The organism is Shewanella aestuarii (assembly GCF_014647215.1).
In the GTDB taxonomy this organism is placed as follows: Bacteria; Pseudomonadota; Gammaproteobacteria; order Enterobacterales; family Shewanellaceae; genus Shewanella; species Shewanella aestuarii.
The window spans coordinates 111,153-131,659 of the sequence record NZ_BMOT01000009.1; the positions used below are offsets into that span (position 1 = coordinate 111,153).

At 42.5% G+C, this 20,507-nt stretch carries 13 protein-coding genes; 7 read left to right on the forward strand and 6 right to left on the reverse strand.

All coding sequences use genetic code 11. The features are described 5' to 3' along the window. Positions 1 to 16: 16 nt before the first annotated feature. Positions 17 to 268, reverse strand: a complete 252-nt coding sequence (locus IEY03_RS13555) for a DUF2999 family protein (protein WP_188842592.1) — start codon at positions 266 to 268, stop codon at positions 17 to 19. Positions 269 to 615: 347 nt separating this feature from the next. Between IEY03_RS13555 and dgt the strand changes: the two genes are divergently transcribed. Beyond that, on the forward strand, positions 616 to 2,094 hold the full coding sequence (gene dgt / locus IEY03_RS13560; protein WP_188842594.1) for a dGTPase: 1,479 nt from the start codon (positions 616 to 618) through the stop codon (positions 2,092 to 2,094). 133 nt (positions 2,095 to 2,227) lie between these two features. Here the strand turns inward: dgt and IEY03_RS13565 are convergent, their stop codons facing one another. The 4 genes from IEY03_RS13565 to IEY03_RS13580 all read right to left on the reverse strand — a co-directional run bounded on the left by IEY03_RS13565 (position 2,228) and on the right by IEY03_RS13580 (position 10,386). Beyond that, positions 2,228 to 6,742: an EAL domain-containing protein gene (locus IEY03_RS13565; RefSeq protein WP_229778335.1), complete on the reverse strand. Its 4,515-nt coding sequence runs from the start codon at positions 6,740 to 6,742 to the stop codon at positions 2,228 to 2,230. Positions 6,743 to 6,919: 177 nt separating this feature from the next. Beyond that, the gene (gene yihG / locus IEY03_RS13570) at positions 6,920 to 7,846 is read right to left on the reverse strand and encodes a 1-acylglycerol-3-phosphate O-acyltransferase, YihG family (RefSeq protein WP_188842596.1); all 927 of its coding nucleotides are present in this window, start codon (positions 7,844 to 7,846) and stop codon (positions 6,920 to 6,922) included. Positions 7,847 to 7,852: 6 nt separating this feature from the next. Then, positions 7,853 to 8,788 (reverse strand): 1-acylglycerol-3-phosphate O-acyltransferase, YihG family, encoded by a 936-nt coding sequence (gene yihG, locus IEY03_RS13575; protein WP_188842598.1) that lies wholly within the window; start codon positions 8,786 to 8,788, stop codon positions 7,853 to 7,855. Between the two features lie 74 nt (positions 8,789 to 8,862). Further along, a complete protein-coding gene (locus tag IEY03_RS13580; protein ID WP_188842600.1) occupies positions 8,863 to 10,386 on the reverse strand; it encodes a YifB family Mg chelatase-like AAA ATPase in 1,524 nt (507 codons plus the stop codon). Positions 10,387 to 10,681: 295 nt separating this feature from the next. Between IEY03_RS13580 and paeA the strand changes: the two genes are divergently transcribed. Then, positions 10,682 to 11,974 (forward strand): polyamine export protein PaeA, encoded by a 1,293-nt coding sequence (paeA, locus tag IEY03_RS13585; RefSeq protein WP_188842602.1) that lies wholly within the window; start codon positions 10,682 to 10,684, stop codon positions 11,972 to 11,974. Here paeA and ilvY read toward each other — a convergent pair. Next, complete coding sequence (ilvY, locus tag IEY03_RS13590; protein WP_188842604.1) at positions 11,971 to 12,843, reverse strand: HTH-type transcriptional activator IlvY; 873 nt, start codon at positions 12,841 to 12,843, stop codon at positions 11,971 to 11,973. The genes paeA and ilvY overlap by 4 nt on opposite strands. Before the next feature lie 193 nt (positions 12,844 to 13,036). Between ilvY and ilvC the strand changes: the two genes are divergently transcribed. The 5 genes from ilvC to ilvA all read left to right on the forward strand — a co-directional run bounded on the left by ilvC (position 13,037) and on the right by ilvA (position 20,471). Continuing rightward, positions 13,037 to 14,518 carry a ketol-acid reductoisomerase gene (ilvC, locus tag IEY03_RS13595; RefSeq protein ID WP_188842607.1) on the forward strand — a complete coding sequence of 494 codons (1,482 nt, stop codon included), beginning with the start codon at positions 13,037 to 13,039 and terminating at the stop codon, positions 14,516 to 14,518. 512 nt (positions 14,519 to 15,030) lie between these two features. Next, on the forward strand, positions 15,031 to 16,716 hold the full coding sequence (gene ilvG / locus IEY03_RS13600; protein ID WP_188842609.1) for an acetolactate synthase 2 catalytic subunit: 1,686 nt from the start codon (positions 15,031 to 15,033) through the stop codon (positions 16,714 to 16,716). Further along, the gene (ilvM, locus tag IEY03_RS13605; protein WP_188842706.1) at positions 16,716 to 16,973 is read left to right on the forward strand and encodes an acetolactate synthase 2 small subunit; all 258 of its coding nucleotides are present in this window, start codon (positions 16,716 to 16,718) and stop codon (positions 16,971 to 16,973) included. The genes ilvG and ilvM overlap by 1 nt, the downstream gene beginning before the upstream one ends. Before the next feature lie 71 nt (positions 16,974 to 17,044). Continuing rightward, positions 17,045 to 18,904: a dihydroxy-acid dehydratase gene (gene ilvD / locus IEY03_RS13610; RefSeq protein WP_188842611.1), complete on the forward strand. Its 1,860-nt coding sequence runs from the start codon at positions 17,045 to 17,047 to the stop codon at positions 18,902 to 18,904. 1 nt (position 18,905) lies between these two features. After that, positions 18,906 to 20,471 (forward strand): threonine ammonia-lyase, biosynthetic, encoded by a 1,566-nt coding sequence (ilvA, locus tag IEY03_RS13615; RefSeq protein WP_188842613.1) that lies wholly within the window; start codon positions 18,906 to 18,908, stop codon positions 20,469 to 20,471. Positions 20,472 to 20,507: the final 36 nt, after the last annotated feature.

The following is a 20,507-nucleotide window of genomic DNA, read 5'->3' on the forward strand; positions in this document are numbered from 1 at the left end:
TTTTTGTTAGCCAGCGTTACTGTTGTAATTGTGCTTTGGCGGCTTCAACTTTAGAAAAATCTAAGCCTAATTCAACGACGGCTTCTTTAATCAGTGCAGGATTTTGCATCACTAAAGCCATTAATTGTTGTAATTTTTCAGCTGGGATGCCCAATTGTCCCACAATGCTCATAGCCATTAATGGGTTTTGAGTTAACGCTTGAAATAGCTCATTAATTTTTGCATCGTTGACATCGTGCTCTTTTAAGATGGCAATAATTGGATTCATTGCATGACCCTATGTTAATGGTTGAGGTAAAGTGGGTGTTGATTCTATCACAATTCATGCAGCAGAATAGTGCATGAAGCTTGAGATAAATTATCCATCATTTAAGTTAATTGAAGCCTTGCAGGAGAGCGGGGCGGCCGTTGTTATTGTTAATCGATGTTAGACTCCTGCTACTTTGTTTTTATTGCTCAATTCCCCCACATTCTTCTCAGCTTTTACCTAGGGGCTGTTTATCTGATAAGCTCAACAATCCCATAGCAAGTTGTAATATTTAATACATTGATATTAAAAGAGTACTACTGTATTTTTGAAACAATAATTTACCCAGTTATACCTAGGTTCTTGATATGCACTTTAAGACAAAAATTAAAGCCGAAAGACCTTTTCAGTACAAACCCTCCACAGGACCTATTTTAAGGCAGTTTGAAAGTGATCGCGGCCGTATTATTAATTCTGCTGCCATTAGACGATTACAACAAAAAACTCAGGTATTTCCTCTTGAGCGCAATGCTGCGGTTCGCAGTCGTTTAACCCATTCTATGGAAGTGCAGCAAGTTGGCCGCTATATCAGTCAGCTTATTTGCGATGGCCTGTTGCGCTTTGATTCTGAAGATCAGCACTATGGTTTAAAAACCTTAGCGCGTGAGTTAGAAACGATTGTTGAAATGTCATGTTTAATGCACGATGTCGGCAATCCGCCATTTGGACATTTTGGTGAAGCGGCAATGATCGACTGGTTGCAACAACATATCGCCGCCATTTACACACAAGTGTATGCCAAAACACTTCCACAAGAGATTGCCAGAGATTTAATTCATTTTGAAGGTAATGCACAGGGCATTCGATTAATTCATACCTTATTAAAGCTTAATCTGACCTATTCACAAGCATCAGGGATTATGAAATATACTCGCTGCGGCACTGAACCTAAACCCAATAAAGCTGATAATGATCCCCACAGTTATTTAAAGAAAAAAGTCGGTTATTACCTCAGTGAAACGGCATTCATTGCCGAGTTACAAAAGACACTTGAAATAGCGCCCCATTGTCGCTCTCCATTCTCGTACATTATGGAAGCCGCCGATGATATCTCCTACGGTATTGCTGATTTAGAAGATGCGGTTGAAAAAGGCGTATTAACGGTCTCGCAGATGAAACAAGCCTTGGTAACAAAATTCAGCGATCTGACGACCCACTTAAGCGATGAAGAACGTGAAGTCATGGGATTAATGCTAGATAAAGCCAGCAAAAGCGCCAAAGGCAGTGACAGCATGTTTTTTGTGTTTTTACGCGTAGGGGTGAATAGCCGTTTACCTCAACACGCTCAAAAACGCTTTCTGGACAATATTGAGGCCGTCTTCAATGGCAGCTTTAATCATGCTTTGATTGAAGACGACAGTGTTAATCATATGATTGTTGAAACGTTTAAGCGGGTTGCGCTAGAGCAAGCGTTTTGTCATCCAGAGGTGGAAGCGCGTGAACTACAAGGTTACAGGGTGATCAGTGGTTTACTTGATTGCTATAAGCCCTTGCTTGCTCTCACTCGTAGTCAATTTAATGTATTGGTATATGGTGAACAAACTGACTCAGATAAACAGATTGCTATTCCTATTTACCCTAAGCGCTTATTTAAAAAGCTCTCATCCAAGCATATCGCGGCCTATCAATCAGCGATGACTGACAGTGTTGTGCCTACACAACTTGCCGATGAAGACTGCCGAGAGTTTTATTATCGTACTCGTCTTATCATTGATTACATCAGTGGCATGACTGATCAGTTTGCTTATGATGAGTATCGCGCATTTCATGTAATAGATGAGTTTTGATATGTGCTGAAAAGACAAAAAGGCCTAATGATTTAGGCCTTTTTGTTAGGTGTTCAGCTTGCTAAATAAAATCGCATCACAAGGTTTCTGTTTGCATTCATGGATTAGCTGCCGCAACAAATAATCCACTAAATCAACTGACTCTGGTTTCTTGGCGCAGGCGCGCAAGACAATCATCTACCTTTAATGGCTTACTGAGCAAGAAGCCTTGCACTTGGTCGCAGCCACCATTTCTTAAGAATTGCAATTGCTCATGGGTTTCAACACCCTCAGCGACCACATTTAACTCTAGGCTGTGGGCTAGGGTAATAATGGCACTGGTAATTGCAGCATCATCGGGATCTTCAGTGATATCTCGAACGAATTCACGGTCGATTTTTAAGGTGTCAATCGGGAAACGTTTTAGATAACTTAAGCTTGAATAGCCAGTCCCAAAGTCATCAATTGAAATCGTTAAACCAATGGCTTTAAGCTGAGTTAAAATGTCTACTGAATCTTCAGGATTTCCCATGATCATTGATTCAGTTAATTCAAGCTCTAATGCATTTGCTGGTAAGCCAGAGACAGCCAATGCAACTTCAATAGTGGAAATAATGTTTGCAGTCAATTGTCTCGCTGACAAGTTCACGGCAACTGAAATATGGTTAAACCCTTCTTGGTGCCAAATAGCCAGTTGTCCACAAGCCTGATTAATTGCCCAATGACCTATCTCATTGATCATGCCAGTTTCTTCCGCTAGTGGTATAAATTCAGCGGGTGAAATAAAGCCTAGCTCTTTACTGTGCCAACGTAATAGGGCTTCTAGGCCGATAATTTTTTCTGTTTTAACATCAAACTTCGGTTGATAAACTAATGATAATTCCTTCAATTCTATAGCTTGTTTTAAACCTGCCTCTAACAGTACATGGCGAGTAGCATATTGGTTTAGTTCAGCGGTATAAAATTGGAAATTGTTTCGACCTAATGCTTTGGCATGATACATGGCAGTATCAGCATATTTAATTAAAGACGTCGCATCTACAGCATCATTTGGGTAAAGACTGATACCAATGGAAGGCGAAATGGTTAAAGTTTTATCATCCAGTAAGAAAGGGGTTTCAAATGCTTGCAGCACTTTATCCGCAATAATCGTGGCAGACTCTGACTTTTTAACCCCTTCTAATATCAAGGTGAATTCATCGCCGCCCAATCTAGCCACAGTGTCACCCTCACGAACGGCATTAAGTAAGCGACTAGAGACGGCTTTAAGTAAAAGATCACCAATATGATGACCCATAGAATCATTAATATGTTTAAAGCGGTCAAGATCGAGGAACAACAGCGCCACAATATGCTGGGCTCTGTGCGCTTTGGTAATCGCATGATTGAGCCTGTCTTGGAACAAGGTTCGATTCGGTAGGCCAGTTAACGGGTCAAAATTAGCAAGTACTCGTAAATCTTCCTCGGCTTTTTTACGGGCGGTGATATCGGTAAATACCGCGACAAAGTGGCTTGTTTCACCTTTATTATCAATAACCTGATTGATTTCAAGCCAAGCTAGAATGCCTCGACGATCGCGAGTTCGTATTTGAGTTTCACCAGACCAATGTTTATGACGTAATAATTGTGCTTCAATCTCTAAGTAAAACTCTCTGGATTGTTTACCCATAGTTAAAAATAAGAAATGTTTTCCTGCTACATCGCGGGGTTTAAAACCGGTTATACGGCTAAAGGCAGGGTTAACTGAACGAACGCTGTAATCCAACTCACCTACCACAACAGCTTCGTTCATACTGAACAACACCTGTGACGAGAGTTTTAATTCGTTTTCTGTTTCTTTTCGGCTGGTAATATCTTTATGGGTACCTGCCATACGTATAGGATTGTTTTTGGTATCGCGCTCTACCACTTGTCCACGGTCTAACAGCCAAGTGGATTTACCGTTATCCATTTCTACTCGATATTCGGCTTCAAAAAATTCGCTATGGCCATCAAGATGTTCTTTTAATAGTCTAGAGACCCTGTCACGGTCTTCGATATGAATGTTATCAATTAATAGCTTATCGGATTTACCAAAGCTCATCTGCGGCACCATATTGGTACGGTAGACCTTGTTTTCTACAATATTCCAGTCCCACATACCGTCACCCGATGCCCACAATGCAAGCTTTAGGCGTTCTTCTGATGCTCGAATACTTTGCTCAAATTCCCGTTGTTTTTCATGTTTATGATGTCTTGCATACATAAAGTATGACAGCAAACTAAAGCTCAATATGCCGTAGAGCATGTAAGCTAAGTGGCTCATATAAAATGGCGGGATAACCGAAACAGGGACAGTTAGCGTGTATTCATCGTAGGAGTTGAGCCCAAGAGAGTGACGAACAATAAGTTGGTAATTTCCAGGTGGTAAATTGGTATAGGTAATTTTGCTGCCAGTGGGCAACTTATGCCAAACCGAGTCAAACTCTCTTAAAAAGTAACTGTATTGACTGAGGTTTTGATAACTAAAATTGAGGGCGCCCACTTCAAAGCTGATTAGCTGTTTCTCATAGGGCATGTCAATTTTAGGGGTGTGGCTGAGATCCAACACCGGGTAACTGTGCTCACCTATTGTATATTTAGTCAGAGCCAATTTGACTGATGGTCGTTGCTGCGGGATCTCACTGGGCACAAAGTAATTTATGCCATTCACGCCGCCAAACCACATATCGCCATTGGCGTCTTTAAATCGCGCCGCGCCATTAAACTCGAGGGCTTGTAGGCCTTCATGGGTATTAAATGAGGTAAAACTCTTCGTTTGTGGGTTATAGCGAGCAATACCTGTGTTGGTACTGAGCCAGAGGTTTTGATCATTATCCTCAAGCAGGCTGTAAACGGTATTGATAGCTGAGTCATTATTGACTGCCAAACGTTCAAATTTAAAAATACCATAATCTGTGGTTAATTTGTCAATACCACCATGTGTTGCTACCCATAAATCGCCATTTTGGGTACGTAGAAAATCCCTGACACGATTATCACTTAAACTAAAGGGATTATTGGGTTCATTGCTGACAAACACTAATTCTTTTTCTTCCGGATTTAGGCGCACTAAGCCACCGATAGTGCCAATCCATAAATACCCTTCGCTGAAATGTAAGGTAAGAATTTGATGCTTATATGGCGAGTAATCTTTTTGAAACCCAAAGTTATAGGGCAACATTTGTTGATTATCATTAGAGATAAAATATAGCCCTAAGGTGCTTGAAAGCCAAACTCTGTCTTTATCATCAATGGCTATGCTACGGAAGTTTAAGTCATTATGCAGCGCAGGGTTATGTGGTTTAATTGGGACTAATTTATCTTGCTTATCTAAAACAAACACCCCTTGGGTAGTCGCAAACCAAAGGTTGCGCTGGCTATCTTCTTGAATATCATTGACGTGCAGGTCAAGGTCTGATTCGGGGATGTTCAATAACTGCGCAAATTGGCTATTTAGATAAATATATTCATTTTTATCATTTAAATATTTCGCGCCGTCACCATCGGTACCTATCCATAAACGTTGTTTATGATCGCGATATATGGAACGGATCATATTGCCCATGCGGGTATTTGAGGCATTGTTGTCGTACAAGTGCGCAAAGTATTGGTGACTTAAGTTAATTTTGTCTATACCGGAAAAACTGGTGCCTAACCATAATGTGCCGTTTGGATCTAACATCATGGTCTGCAGATCATTCTCGATTAAACTCTCCCGGTTATTGACCTTATTTTTATGGTACTGGCTATGCCATTGTTTACCATCAAAATCCAGTTGAATAAGTCCTGAATTACTGCCGATAGCCCATATTTGATTCGCATTCACAACCACAAAATCTTTAATGATTTTCTGTTTGCCTAATGCATCCGGACGTTGCCAGATGAGTTCTTTTTGATGAGTATCAAGGTTATAGCGCCAAATTTCATTATCTATAGCTAGCCAAACTGCAAAAATAGAGCTGGATTGTATGCGATTGACTTGAACACCACTTGGAATGTCTAAACGATTAATAGTATTAGTATCAATTGCATAAGTGCCAACTTTATCTGTGCCGACAATCACAAATTTGTCGTCGACATTCGCTAAGCTGGTAATGTTAGGCTCTAGACTATTACCTAGACCGATGCGACTTATTTTATGGGTTTTAAGCGACATCATGAATAGGCCTGAGCGAGTGCCTATCCATAATGTTTCTCCGATCACCGCAAGATGAGTGACTTGATTGTCGGTTAAACCGTGGTCATTACTGTAGCGTGTAAATTTGCCTGTTTTCAGGTCAAGTTGGTTTAAACCACTATTTAAGGTGCCTATCCAAAGTGTGCCATCGGGGGATTGGATAATATCTGTGATGAAGTTATCTGAAATGCTTTCTGGGTCGCCAGAGCGTTTAAGGTACATTTGGAAGTCAACACCATTATAGCTGTGTAAACCATCCTGAGTACCAATCCATAACATACCTGCGCTGTCCATAAACAGATCAGTGATGGTGTTCTGGTTTAAGCCTTGTTCACTATTAAAGTGTTCGAATTTGATCTCAGAAATATTGCCATATTTACCCTGATATTGCGCAGTACTTGGCGTTGCATACAATAATAATGTTGCAAAAAATAAGCCTGTACAGATAAATGTAAATAAGCGTGAAATCAAATGACACCTTTTTATTATTGTATTTTTATCGTTATAGGAAGTGTGCTAAAAAACAATATTACCCTGTAAGGGTTAGAATTCAATTAATAATCATACATCATTGATTTTATTTTTAGGTATTTCCCCCTGACAGGTCATTATAGTCAACTTCAATGAATCACGATCAGGTGGTTATGGTTATGGATTTTGCAGATGACTATTGTTGTATTGCTGCATAATAGCTTCGATTTGATCGTCTTTTTCAAGCCATAGGTCGTTCAGCCAACGCTGAAATTCAGCGCGGTATTCAGCTTGAGAAAAATACACGTCGGCATTCACTTCAGGAACAGGTAAAACCTCTACTCTCATAACGACTTTTTTCACTCTGCCATTCATTACCCCAAATAAGATATCTTCATCGGGCTTTGAGTCAGGATAGACTAAAGTAATATTTAAAAGGTTGGTGAATTGTTCGCCCATTGCCGACAGAGTGAAGGCTATCCCGCCAGCTTTAGCACGCAATAAATGCTTGTATGGAGACTGCTGACGCTGATGTTTTTCTAAAGTAAATCGACTACCTTCAACATAGTTGATAATTGAGGTGGGTAAGTGTTTGAAACGAGCACAGGCTTTGCGCGTGGTGGCTAAATCCTTGCCTTTGAGTTTAGGGTTTTTACGCAATTTAGCTGCGCTGGTACGGTGCATAAAAGGCATATCTAACGCCCAACAGCCTAATCCCATAATTGGCACGTACATAAGCTCTTGTTTAAGAAAAAACTTCAGCATGGGAATATGGTTACGCAGTAAATAGGTTTGTGCCGCAATATCAAAACCACTTAAATGGTTGCTGATGAGTAAGTACCAACTATTTTTATCAAGTTTATCAAGCCCTTCAACATCCCACTCAATATTTGAAATGATGGCAAGAATACCGCCATTACACAGTGCCCAGCACCACATAAAACGATTCATTAGATGGGATAGCCCCAAACGAATTGTTTTAATGGGTAGCAATAACTTAATAATGCCACCAAGACTAATTAATGACCCCCACAGAGCAGTGTTGATGATCAATAATGTTAGGCTGATGAAATATAAAATAGGGCCGGGTAAAAACGATAACATTGAAACTTACACCTCTCGTTCAGGCTTGCAGCTAATAGTGTTGAGGTCTTTCTTAGCACTATCACCAAGATAATATTGTTGTAACTGTTGATCTTTATTAAACCAAAATCGATTTAATTGCTCTTGAAAATCAATCTTAAACTGGCGATCGTTAATATAGTCACCACGCATGGTTTGCGGTATATCAGTTATTTTAATGTCCACTTTAATATGCGTCGTTTGCCCACAAAGGTATTCCCAAAATGAAGGGACTTTTTCAGGGTAATAAATGGTGACGTTGACTAACTTATTAATGTGTTCACCCATAGCTGATAATGCGAAGGCCATACCACCGGCTTTCGGTTTTAATAAATGCTGGAAAGGCGAGCTTTGCTTGTCATGTTTACTTTGACTGAAGCGCGTACCCTCAACAAAATTCATTACACTAACAGGCTTGGTTTTGAATTTTTCACAGGCTTTACGTGTGATTTCAATATCTTTGCCTTTTAACTTCGGATTCTTTTTTAATTGCGCATTGCTAAAACGGCGCATAAATGGAAAGTCGAGTGCCCACCAAACTAACCCGAGTACTGGCACATATAGCAATTCTTGTTTAAGGAAAAATTTTAAAAAGGGGATTTTGCCATTTAATATGCGCTGCAATACTAAGATATCGACCCATGATTGATGATTAGCCACCACCATATACCATTGTTTACGGTCAAAATCAGTATCACCTGTAATTTCAAACGTCACAGGGTGAAGGAGTTTTTCGCTAAGCGTGTTGCCATAAATCCATGCAGAGGCGCAGTTATCTGTAATATAACTGCATGTTTTGTCTATTATTTTCAGAGGGATAAGTTTTATTATCCCAAAAAGCAGAATAGGAATCGCCCAAAATAGGGTATTCAATAGGTAGCATAAAAATGCTAGCGCGCCTTTAAATTGTGAAAACAACGACATTTATCCCTCCTGCAAATGGAGGCCTATGTTACTCGTTGTATAGGTTTAGCTCAATCAGTAGCTATGTTATTTTGCTATTGCCTGCTTAAACTTGCCAATAAACGGTCCATCGCACGGTAGCCTAATGCCTGCGCTATATGGCTTCTTTCAGTGTTTTGACAGCCCTGTAAGTCGGCGATAGTCCTTGCGACACGTTGAATGCGATGGAAGCTGCGTACCGATAAGCCTAACTTAACCACGCTTTGCTCTAAAAAGGCTAAATCTTGTTGGTTGATGCCACTATGCTGGTTAAGTAGTTTGGGGCTTAGTTCGCTATTGAGTATACCGCATCGACATAGTTGTGTATCTCTAGCCTGTTGGACCCGCTTAGCAATGCTGGCGCTGGTTTCGCTATTTTTTGGGGGTTGAGTCAGCGAGCCCGCAGGTAATTTTGGCACATCAATGGTTAAGTCAAATCTATCTAAAAATGGGCCGGATAATCGAGATAAATATCGTTGAATTTGATCTGGAGTGGCACGGGCGTGCTCAGTATCGCCACAGGGACTTGGGTTCATAGCCGCAATTAATTGAAATCGACTTGAAAATGTCAGTTTGGCGGCTGCGCGCGATATGACAACTTCACCACTTTCCATCGGCTCCCTTAAACAATCTAATACCTTGCGAGGAAACTCCGCAATTTCATCAAGAAATAAGATACCACGATGGGCGAGTGATATTTCCCCTGGTTTAGGATGTGCTCCTCCACCCACTAATGATATCGAAGAACAAGTATGGTGCGGGGCACGAAAGGGGCGATTGAGAAAATTAGCCGGCTTTATCGGCAAGGCTGCAACTGAATGAATTGCAGCAACCTCAATGGCTTCTTCATAGGTTAGCTTGGGCATTAACGGAATAATGCGATTGGCTAACATGGATTTCCCTGTTCCTGGTGGGCCTAACATCAACATGTTATGACCGCCTGCTGCCGCAATTTCCAATGCATGCTTAGCTTGGTGCTGACCAATCACTTCACTCATACAATGATAGCCTTCATCTGTGGGTTCATCATTAATCCATTGTGGAAGATTATCGAGTTTGGGCAGTTGTGATTGTCCATGCATAAAGGCGGCTAAATGCTGTAAGTGGGCGACAAAGTAGCATAGCTCATAGCCAACTAGTTCGGCTTCATAGCGATTATCAAGAGGCATAAATAAATGATGGTTTTGATTTTTTGCCGCAATAATTGCCGGCAAAATACCGCTGCAAGGTCGGATCTGCCCAGATAAGGCCAGTTCACCAATAAATTCATATTGCGCAAGATGATTAGCGGGAATTTGTCCTGATGCAGCTAAAATACCAATGGCTATGGGTAAATCGTATCTGCCACCTTGTTTAGGTAAGTCAGCGGGGGCTAAATTGACAGTAATTCTTCGTTGAGGCACTTCAAAACCGGCATTAATCAACGCACTGCGGACACGCTCTTTTGCTTCTTTAACGGAGGTTTCTGGCAGACCGACAAGATTAAATGCCGGTAAACCATTACTTAAATGCACTTCAACAGTGACGATAGGGGCATCAACGCCACAACTGGCGCGAGTATTGACACAGGCAATTGCCATAAACAAATCCTTTGCGGTGATTAATCCTATTTCCATGGATTAATTGAGACGTATCAAAAAACATCAATATTTACTAAGTGTAGACTATTTTGTTGATAATTCTTCTAGTAGGATACGCCGCTTTAAACATCCCCCTCCAATATTTAAGTCGCCAGTGTTTAGGTTAGTCGCTGAATCTGTTCAGTGCTGATAAGGCTATGGGGTTTTATTCTTGTTAATTTGCTGTAATTGAACATTATTGAACCATGTTTATTAAAGCGTTAATCAGTCTGTATATTTATGGGCAGAGGTAGTAATGGGTTTTGTAGACAATTTTCTAATAATGATGGCGCTGATTGCTATTAGCTGCTTTTTTTCTATGTCTGAAATCGCTTTGGCCGCAGCGCGTAAAATTCGCTTACAAGCCCTTGCTGACGAGGGCGATTTTAGAGCATTAAAAGTGCTTAAGTTACAAGCGCACCCAGGCAGCTTTTTCACCGTAGTGCAAATAGGCTTAAATGCAGTGGCCATTATGGGCGGTATTGTTGGTGAGGGCGCTTTTAGGCCTTATTTTGAAACTTTATTGTCACCCTGGATTGAGCCTGAATGGGTAAGTCAAAGCAGTTTTGTATTGTCATTTATTTGCGTGACGTCTTTTTTTATCTTATTTGCCGACCTAATGCCCAAGCGCATTGCTATGGTGATGCCTGAAAAGGTCGCGGTCAATTTTGTGTCAGCTATGGTGCTGTGCATCAAGCTGTTAAAACCGTTTGTATGGTTATTTAATGGTTTGGCCAATACTTTATTTAAATTGCTGCGCATTTCGATGACTCGCAATGATCAAATCACCCATGATGATATTTATGCCATTATGAGTGCAGGTACGGAGGCTGGCGTCTTGGATAAAGGCGAACAGCAAATGATGGAAAATGTATTTGAAATGCAATCCGTGCCAGTGACTTCAGCTATGACCGCCCGTGAAAGCTTGATTTACTTTTTGCAGCAAGACTCTGAAGAGGTGATTAAGCGTAAAATTGCCGACGAACCGCATAACAAGTTTTTAGTGTGTAATGGTCAGTTAGATACCATTTTAGGCTATGTTGACGCTAAAGAGATTTTGTTAAGAGTCATCAGCGGTCAAAGCATTAATCTAAAAGATTCAACATTAGTGCATAACTGCTTGATCATTCCAGACACCCTGACGTTATCTGAAGCGATGGAGTATTTTAAAAATAGTCGCGCAGATTTTGCCGTAGTGATGAACGAATATGCCTTAGTGGTTGGCATAGTCACCACTAATGATTTACAAAGTGCGGTAATGGGCGCCTGGTCATTACATGAAAGTGAAGAGCAAATTGTTAGCCGTGATGATAGTTCGTGGTTAGTCGACGGCGTAACCCCCATTACTGATGTGATGCGGGCATTTAATATTGAGGTATTTCCCCAAAGCCAAAATTATGAAACCATCGCTGGGTTTATGATGTATATGCTAAGGAAGATCCCCAAGCGCACCGACTTTGTTAATTTCGCCGGTTATAAGTTTGAAGTGGTCGACATTGATTCGTACAAAGTCGACCAACTTTTGGTCACCAAAATCGAGTCGATTTAAATGACCTGTAAAAACGCATTGATGATGGGATCGTCAGTGCGTTTATCTTTGCAACAACAGCCTAGTTCAAACCCCGGTATCTCGACAGGTGAAGCCACCATTTGAATGCGTCCACGAACGGGACTGTTTTGAATAACAACATCAGGGCTAATACCTACCCCGCATCCTAATGCCACCATAGAGGCAATCGCTTCTTGCCCGGCAACTTGTGCATAGATATTAGGTTTAAAACCCATTTGCTTGAACCAATTATCAATTCGACGTCGGCCCGGACCATGGTCCGGCACAATAAACGGCAGTTGATCCCATTCAATATCTGTTTGAGACACCATTTGTTGCACCTGACATGGCATAGTCGGTGCAATAATCGATAACGGAACATAATCAATTTTACTGAAGTGTATACTTGGCGCTAAGCTGTCAGGCATCGCTAATATGGCAATATCGGCTTTATTTTGCTGCACTTCATTAATCGCATTGGCGGGATCGCCTGTGGTTAAATTAATTTCCACATGGGGATGTTCACGCCTGAAGCGTTCTAATAATGCAGGTAAATGACTATAGGCCGCAGTCACAGAGCAGAAAATATTCAGTCGGCCACGTAACACATTTTGTTGTGGGTCGATTCGTTGCCTCAGTTGTGCCCATTCAGATAAGGTTTGTTCAGCAAAACGTTTAAACTCAACACCAGCGTGGGTTAAGCTCACACTACGATTGTCTCGCTCCAGTAATTTACAGCCCACTTCCTCTTCTAATCTTTGCATGGCTCGGCTGAGTGTTGATGGGCTGACATGGGTTTGCTCGGCCGTTTTGGCAAAATGCAAACTGTCACATAAATGTAAGTAAAGCTTGAGTGATCGAATATCCATAACGCCCCATAGCACTTTGTGTGTTGTTTGATATCGCAAACTATATCATTTCATTAATTGCAATTACAAATGTCAAATATATCATTTTAAGCAATTATATGCTTGCGCTATAGTGAACCCAATCACAACTTCCGATAAGTTTAATTGTCAGAATGTTGCGTCTCAAATTAATGAATTTTATAGGTGGTATCAGATGGCTAACTATTTTAACTCTCTGAATTTACGTCAGCAATTATCTCAATTAGCACAATGTCGCTTTATGGACCGCAGCGAATTCTTAGACGGCTGCAATTATATTAAAGATTGGAACATTGTTATTTTAGGTTGTGGTGCCCAAGGTCTTAACCAAGGCTTAAACATGCGCGATTCAGGCCTAAATATTGCTTTTGCTTTACGCCCTGAAGCCATTGCTGAAAAACGTGCCTCTTGGAAAAAAGCCACAGATAACGGCTTCACCGTTGGCACATTTGAAGAGCTAATTCCAGCGGCCGATTTGGTATTAAACCTCACGCCTGATAAGCAGCACACTAACGTTGTTAATACGGTTATGCCGTTGATGAAGCAAGGCTCAACGCTTTCATATTCACATGGCTTTAATATCGTTGAAGAAGGCATGCAGGTACGTTCAGACATTACGGTAGTGATGGTGGCGCCTAAGTGTCCAGGCACTGAAGTACGTGAAGAATACAAGCGTGGTTTTGGCGTACCAACTTTGATTGCCGTTCACCCAGAAAATGACCCAAATGGCGATGGTTTAGACATAGCTAAGGCCTATGCGAGTGCCACAGGTGGTGACAGAGCAGGTGTCTTATTATCATCGTTTATTGCTGAAGTTAAGTCTGACTTAATGGGCGAGCAAACCATTTTATGTGGCATGTTACAAACGGGTGCCATTTTGGGTTATGAAAAAATGGTGGCTGACGGTGTTGAGCCAGGCTATGCCGCTAAACTTATCCAGCAAGGCTGGGAAACGGTTACCGAAGCGCTTAAGCACGGCGGCATTACCAACATGATGGACCGTTTATCAAACCCAGCAAAAATCAAAGCCTTTGATATGGCTGAAGAATTAAAAGAAATCTTGGCCCCGTTATTTGCTAAGCATATGGATGACATTATCAGTGGTGAATTTTCTCGCACTATGATGGCTGACTGGGCAAACGATGATGCCAATTTACTTCGCTGGCGCGCAGAAACCAACGAAACTGCATTTGAAAATGCACCGGTTTCTAGTGAGCACATCGATGAGCAAACCTACTTTGATAAGGGCATTTTCTTAGTTGCGATGATCAAAGCGGGCGTTGAACTGGCATTTGATACTATGGTTGCATCTGGCATTGTCGAAGAATCAGCCTATTACGAGTCATTACATGAAACGCCGTTAATTGCTAACACCATTGCCCGTAAGCGTTTGTATGAAATGAATATTGTTATTTCAGATACCGCTGAATATGGTTGTTACTTATTTAACCATGCAGCAGTGCCATTATTACGCGATTACGTTAACGCCATGTCACCAGAGTTTTTAGGTGGTGGTTTAAAATCAACATCAACTGGCGTAGATAACTTACGTTTGATTGAAGTGAATGATGCGATCCGCAATACCGATGTTGAATTTGTGGGTGCTGAATTGCGTGGCTATATGACAGATATGAAAAGCATTGTTGAAGCCAGTTAATACCTTGAAGTGGCTGCAAAAGTAGTCACTACAATTGTTGGGCTTGTTTTGTAAAAAGTACTGATGAAGTACCTGTTCAGTTTAGGTTGTTAAGTTAACAATAAGTTGTCGGACAGGCATTAAAGGGAGGTATATCTCCCAAGCTAATTTTTTAGTTTGTTGTTTGCATTGTCTCGGCAAGGAAGCTGAATTTTTTTTACAAAACTGATTTTTGCTTGTGTTTGGTGAAGTTTCTATGATATCACTTAAAACACAGTTGAAGTTCAACGTTAATAAATTAGGAATTCAGTTCTTTTATGTTTAACCAAGCAGCCCTACTCATTATTGCAATTATTACCGTAGTGATTATTAAGTCACAGCGGGGGCTGCATTTGGAAAAAAGACTGACCTAACGGTTACAAATTCCAAAAACCCCCGCTCCGAAAGGACCGGGGGTTTTTTGTTTTAAGGCATTTGTCACTTCGCAGTAACCATTGAGATCTAGCCGCGTAAATAAAAGTAGAGAGCACACTATGGAAGTAGGGCAAAAAATAAGAGGCGCAGACGCCGTCATTAAAGTTATCGCTGCACATGGCGTCACCACAGTATTTGGTTACCCAGGTGGTGCGATTATGCCGATTTATGATGCTCTTTATGGTAGCCCTGTTGAGCACTTACTAAGCCGCCATGAGCAAGGTGCAGCCTTTGCTGCACTAGGCTATGCAAGAGCAAGTGGTAAAACCGGTGTTTGTTTTGCCACATCAGGACCTGGTGCGACAAATTTGATTACCTCACTGGCCGATGCGCTGCTCGACTCTGTGCCTTTAGTGGCAATCACCGGCCAGGTTTCAACCAGTGTCATAGGAACAGATGCTTTTCAGGAAATAGACGTGCTTGGTATGTCTCTGTCCTGCACTAAGCACAGCTTTATGGTTACCGATATCAATGAGCTTATTCCCACCTTATATCGCGCCTTTGAAATTGCCGCATCTGGCAGGCCGGGCCCTGTGTTGGTCGATATTCCAAAAGATATCCAAATTGCTGAGCTTGAATACAAAACCCCATTGCAATCGGTTGAAGATGAACTGCAGGCGCAGCCTTGCGATCTTGCTGCTGCCGCTGAGCTTATCAAAGCCGCCAAAAAACCTATGCTGTATGTAGGTGGCGGCGTAGGAATGGCAGGCGCTGTTGCGCATTTACGTCAGTTTATTAACCAAACAAAAATCCCCTCTGTTGCGACATTAAAAGGCCTTGGCAGTATTGCCCATGACACGCCAGGTTACCTTGGTATGTTAGGTATGCATGGTGGCAAGGCGGCTAACTTAGCAGTACAGGAGTGTGATTTATTAATGGTGGTGGGAGCCAGGTTTGATGACCGGGTGACCGGACGATTAGCCAGTTTTGCCAGTAATGCAAAGGTGTTACATCTAGATATTGATGCTGCTGAGCTTGGTAAGTTACGTCAACCTGATGTCGCCATCGCAGCGGAGCTTCGTTATGTACTCCCAGCGTTATCTGCAGCGGTTGTCGATGCGGTGCATATTCAGCCTTGGTTACAAGATATCACAGATATGGCGCGTCAATATCAATGGGATTATAACCACCCAGGTGAATTGATTTTTGCCCCTTCAATGTTGCGCCGCTTAGCCAATAAGTTACCTGAAGATAGCGTGATCAGTTGCGATGTGGGCCAGCATCAAATGTGGGTTGCACAACATATGTGGTTTAGACGACCTGAAGATCATTTGTCGAGCGCGGGTCTAGGCACCATGGGATTTGGCCTTCCTGCGGCAATCGGGGCGCAAGTTGCTAGACCCGATGCGACCGTGGTCACCGTTTCTGGTGATGGGTCATTTATGATGAACGTGCAAGAGCTTACGACCATTAAGCGCCGTAAGTTACCGGTGAAAATTTTACTTGTAGATAATCAAAAGCTCGGCATGGTGAAACAGTGGCAACAATTGTTTTTTGAAGAGCGCTACAGTGAAACCGATTTATCCGACAACCCTAACTTTGTATTAATGGCGTCGGCTTTTGATATCCCAGGTCGCACCATTACCCGTGCAGATGAAGTTGAACAAGCATTAGATGAAATGATTAATACCCCTGGTCCATTTATGTTACATGTGGCCATTAATGATGCTTTTAACGTTTGGCCTTTAGTGCCACCAGGGGCAAGTAACAGTGACATGATGGACCAAATGGAGAAACAAACATGATGATGCATAACCTTGAAATCACCGTTAAACAATGTCCTGAGGTATTAGAGCGTGTGTTACGCGTAACCCGTCATCGCGGCTTTAAAGTAACGCAAATGCACATGAATACCCAAGGTGATAACAGTTTGGCTATTAATTTGTGGGTTGAAGCCGAACGTGCCATTGAATTATTAAGTAACCAATTAGATAAACTGATTGATGTGACCCAGTGTAAAGTATTACCTGGCGCGCAATTGGACAAAACTGTCAACGCTTAGGTCTTAGTTGGTCGTAGTAAACAAGAAACAAGATATCCTAAGTCGTCATGAATTAAACAAGGAATTAAGCAATGCCAAAATTACGTTCAGCAACCAGTACCGAAGGCCGTAACATGGCGGGAGCCCGTGCTCTGTGGCGTGCAACCGGTGTGAAAGAAACCGATTTTGGTAAACCGATTATCGCGATTGCTAACTCATTTACCCAATTTGTACCGGGTCATGTACATTTAAAAGATATGGGCTCTTTGGTTGCTAGTGCGATAGAAGAGGTCGGCGGTATCGCTAAAGAATTTAATACCATTGCGGTAGATGACGGCATTGCGATGGGGCATGGCGGTATGCTTTATAGTTTGCCATCGCGGGAGTTAATTGCTGACAGTGTGGAATACATGGTCAATGCACATTGTGCCGATGCCTTAGTGTGTATCTCCAACTGCGATAAAATTACCCCTGGCATGTTAATGGCAGCATTACGATTAAATATCCCTGTGGTATTTGTCTCGGGCGGCCCAATGGAAGCCGGTAAAACTAAATTGTCAGATAAAATCATCAAGCTTGATTTAGTTGACGCTATGGTCGCTGGTGCTGATACCAATGTTAGCGATGAAGACAGCAAACAAATTGAGCGTAGCGCTTGTCCAACCTGTGGCTCTTGCTCTGGTATGTTTACCGCAAACTCAATGAACTGCCTAACTGAAGCCTTGGGTTTATCTTTACCCGGTAATGGCTCAATGTTGGCAACCCATGCTGATCGCCGCGAGCTGTTTTTAGAAGCGGGTCGCCGGGTGATGAAACTGGCCGAACGTTATTATAAGCATGATGATCAAAATGCGCTGCCACGTAATATTGCCTCATTCAAAGCGTTTGAAAACGCCACCGCACTAGATATCGCCATGGGTGGTTCATCAAACACTGTATTGCATTTATTGGCAGCGGCGCAAGAAGCTGAAATTGATTTTACCATGGACGACATTGATCGTATGTCGCGCCTAGTGCCGCATCTTTGCAAAGTCGCGCCGTCTACACCGAAATACCATATGGAAGATGTACATCGCGCCGGTGGCGTAATGGGCATTTTAGGCGAGTTAGACCGTGCTGGTTTGCTGCATAATGATGTACCGCACGTCGCCGCAGACAATGGCGGTGACCTAAAGTCAGTATTAGCCAAATATGATATCAAACAGACCGACGATGCACAGGTTAGACGCTTCTTTAGTGCAGGCCCCGCAGGTATTCCAACCCAAAAAGCCTTTAGCCAAGATTGCCGCTGGGACTCGGTTGATGATGACCGTGAAAATGGCTGTATTCGTAGCCGTGAATTTGCCTTCAGTCAAGAAGGCGGCTTAGCCGTATTATCGGGTAACGTGGCTGAAAATGGTTGTATTGTAAAAACCGCGGGTGTGGATGAGTCAAACTTAGTGTTTGTGGGCAGTGCGCGGATTTACGAAAGCCAAGATGATGCCGTTAGCGGCATTTTAGGTGGGGAAGTGGTTGCTGGGGATGTAGTGGTGATTCGATATGAAGGCCCTAAAGGTGGCCCTGGTATGCAAGAGATGTTATATCCAACCACTTACCTTAAATCACGTGGTTTAGGGACAAAGTGTGCGTTAATCACCGATGGACGTTTTTCTGGTGGCACATCCGGTTTATCTATTGGACATATTTCTCCAGAGGCGGCATCTGGTGGCACAATCGCGTTAATTGAAAATGGCGATCAAATTGCTATCGATATTCCAAGTCGTAGTATCAAGCTCAATGTCAGTGATGAAGTATTAGCAACACGTCGTCAGGCGATGGAAGCTAAAGGGCTACTGGCGTGGAAACCATTAGAGCGTGAGCGTTATGTGTCACTGGCGCTAAAAGCCTATGCATTATTAGCCACCAGTGCTGATAAAGGCGCGGTGCGCGATCGCAGTAAGTTGGAGGGGTAATATGTTAGCCTTGGCATCTCAAACGCAGTTAGATTTGGCCCATTATTATTTACAGAAGATTTTGCTGTCGTCAGTTTATGACATTGCCAAGGTCACGCCATTATCTGGCATGAAAAAGCTGTCAGCCCGTTTAGGTTGTGATGTGTTTTTAAAGCGAGAAGACATGCAGCCCGTGCATTCATTTAAGCTGCGCGGCGCCTATAATCGCATTGCTGAGTTAACCCCTAAACAATGCGAAGCAGGCGTGGTATGTGCCTCGGCAGGTAATCATGCTCAAGGTGTGGCAATGTCAGCGGCAAGTCGTGGCATCAATGCTGTGATTGTGATGCCAAGCACCACCCCCGATATTAAAATCGATGCAGTAAAACGACTTGGCGGCACTGTGGTACTGCACGGTCAAGCATTTGATCAAGCCAATGATTATGCCAAAGCTTTATCAGAACAAGAAGGCCGAGTGTATATTGCTCCTTTTGATGATGAAGCTGTTATTGCAGGACAAGGCACTATTGCCCAAGAAATGCTCCAGCAACAACGCGGGCTAGAAGTGGTATTTGTGCCTGTAGGCGGCGGCGGATTGATTGCGGGGATCGCGGCGTATTACAAAGCAGTGATGCCGCAGGTAAAAATCATTGGTGTTGAGCCTGAAGATGCGGCGTGTTTAAAGGCGGCATTAGAAGCTGACGAACCTGTCACATTAAGTCAGGTTGGGCTATTTGCCGATGGTGTGGCAGTCAAACGCATCGGTAATGAGCCGTTTCGTCTTGCCAGAGAATATGTAGATCATGTTATTACCGTCACCTCTGATGAAATTTGTGCCGCTGTCAAAGATATTTTTGAAGATACCCGAGCCATCGCTGAACCCGCAGGGGCGTTATCTGTCGCCGGGCTAAAAAAGTACATGCTTCAACATGATGCTGAAACCGACAAACCGTTAAAAGTGGCGGCCATTTTAAGTGGCGCTAACGTTAACTTTCATAGCCTTCGTTATGTGTCTGAACGTTGTGAGCTAGGTGAGCAAAAAGAAGCGGTGTTAGCTGTAAAGGTGCCTGAGCAACCGGGTAGCTTTTTACGCTTTTGCGAGTTACTTGAAAAACGCGTGATGACAGAGTTTAACTACCGATTTAGCAGTCGAGATATGGCGGTGGTGTTTGCGGGTATTCGCTTAAGTGGTGGTCAAACTGAGCTTAAAAGCATTATCGCTAAGCTCGAGTCTGAAGGCTTTGAAGTGCAGGATTTATCGCAGGATGAAACCGCAAAATTACATGTGCGTTATATGGTCGGTGGTCATCCACTTGAGCCGTTAGAAGAGCGTTTATTCAGCTTTGAGTTTCCTGAGCATCCAGGGGCACTGTTGAAGTTTTTAACCACATTACAAAGTCAGTGGAATATCAGCTTATTTCATTATCGTAACCATGGCGCAGCATTTGGGCGAGTATTGGCAGGATTTGAAGTGCCGGCAAGCGATGATATTCCGTTTGCGCGTTTTTTAACGGATTTAGGTTTTGTATATCAAGAAGAAACTCACAGTCCAGCGTATAAATTGTTTTTAAATGCAAATAAATCGTAAGTCCAAGGTGATGTAAGGTTATTCACTTACCTTTTG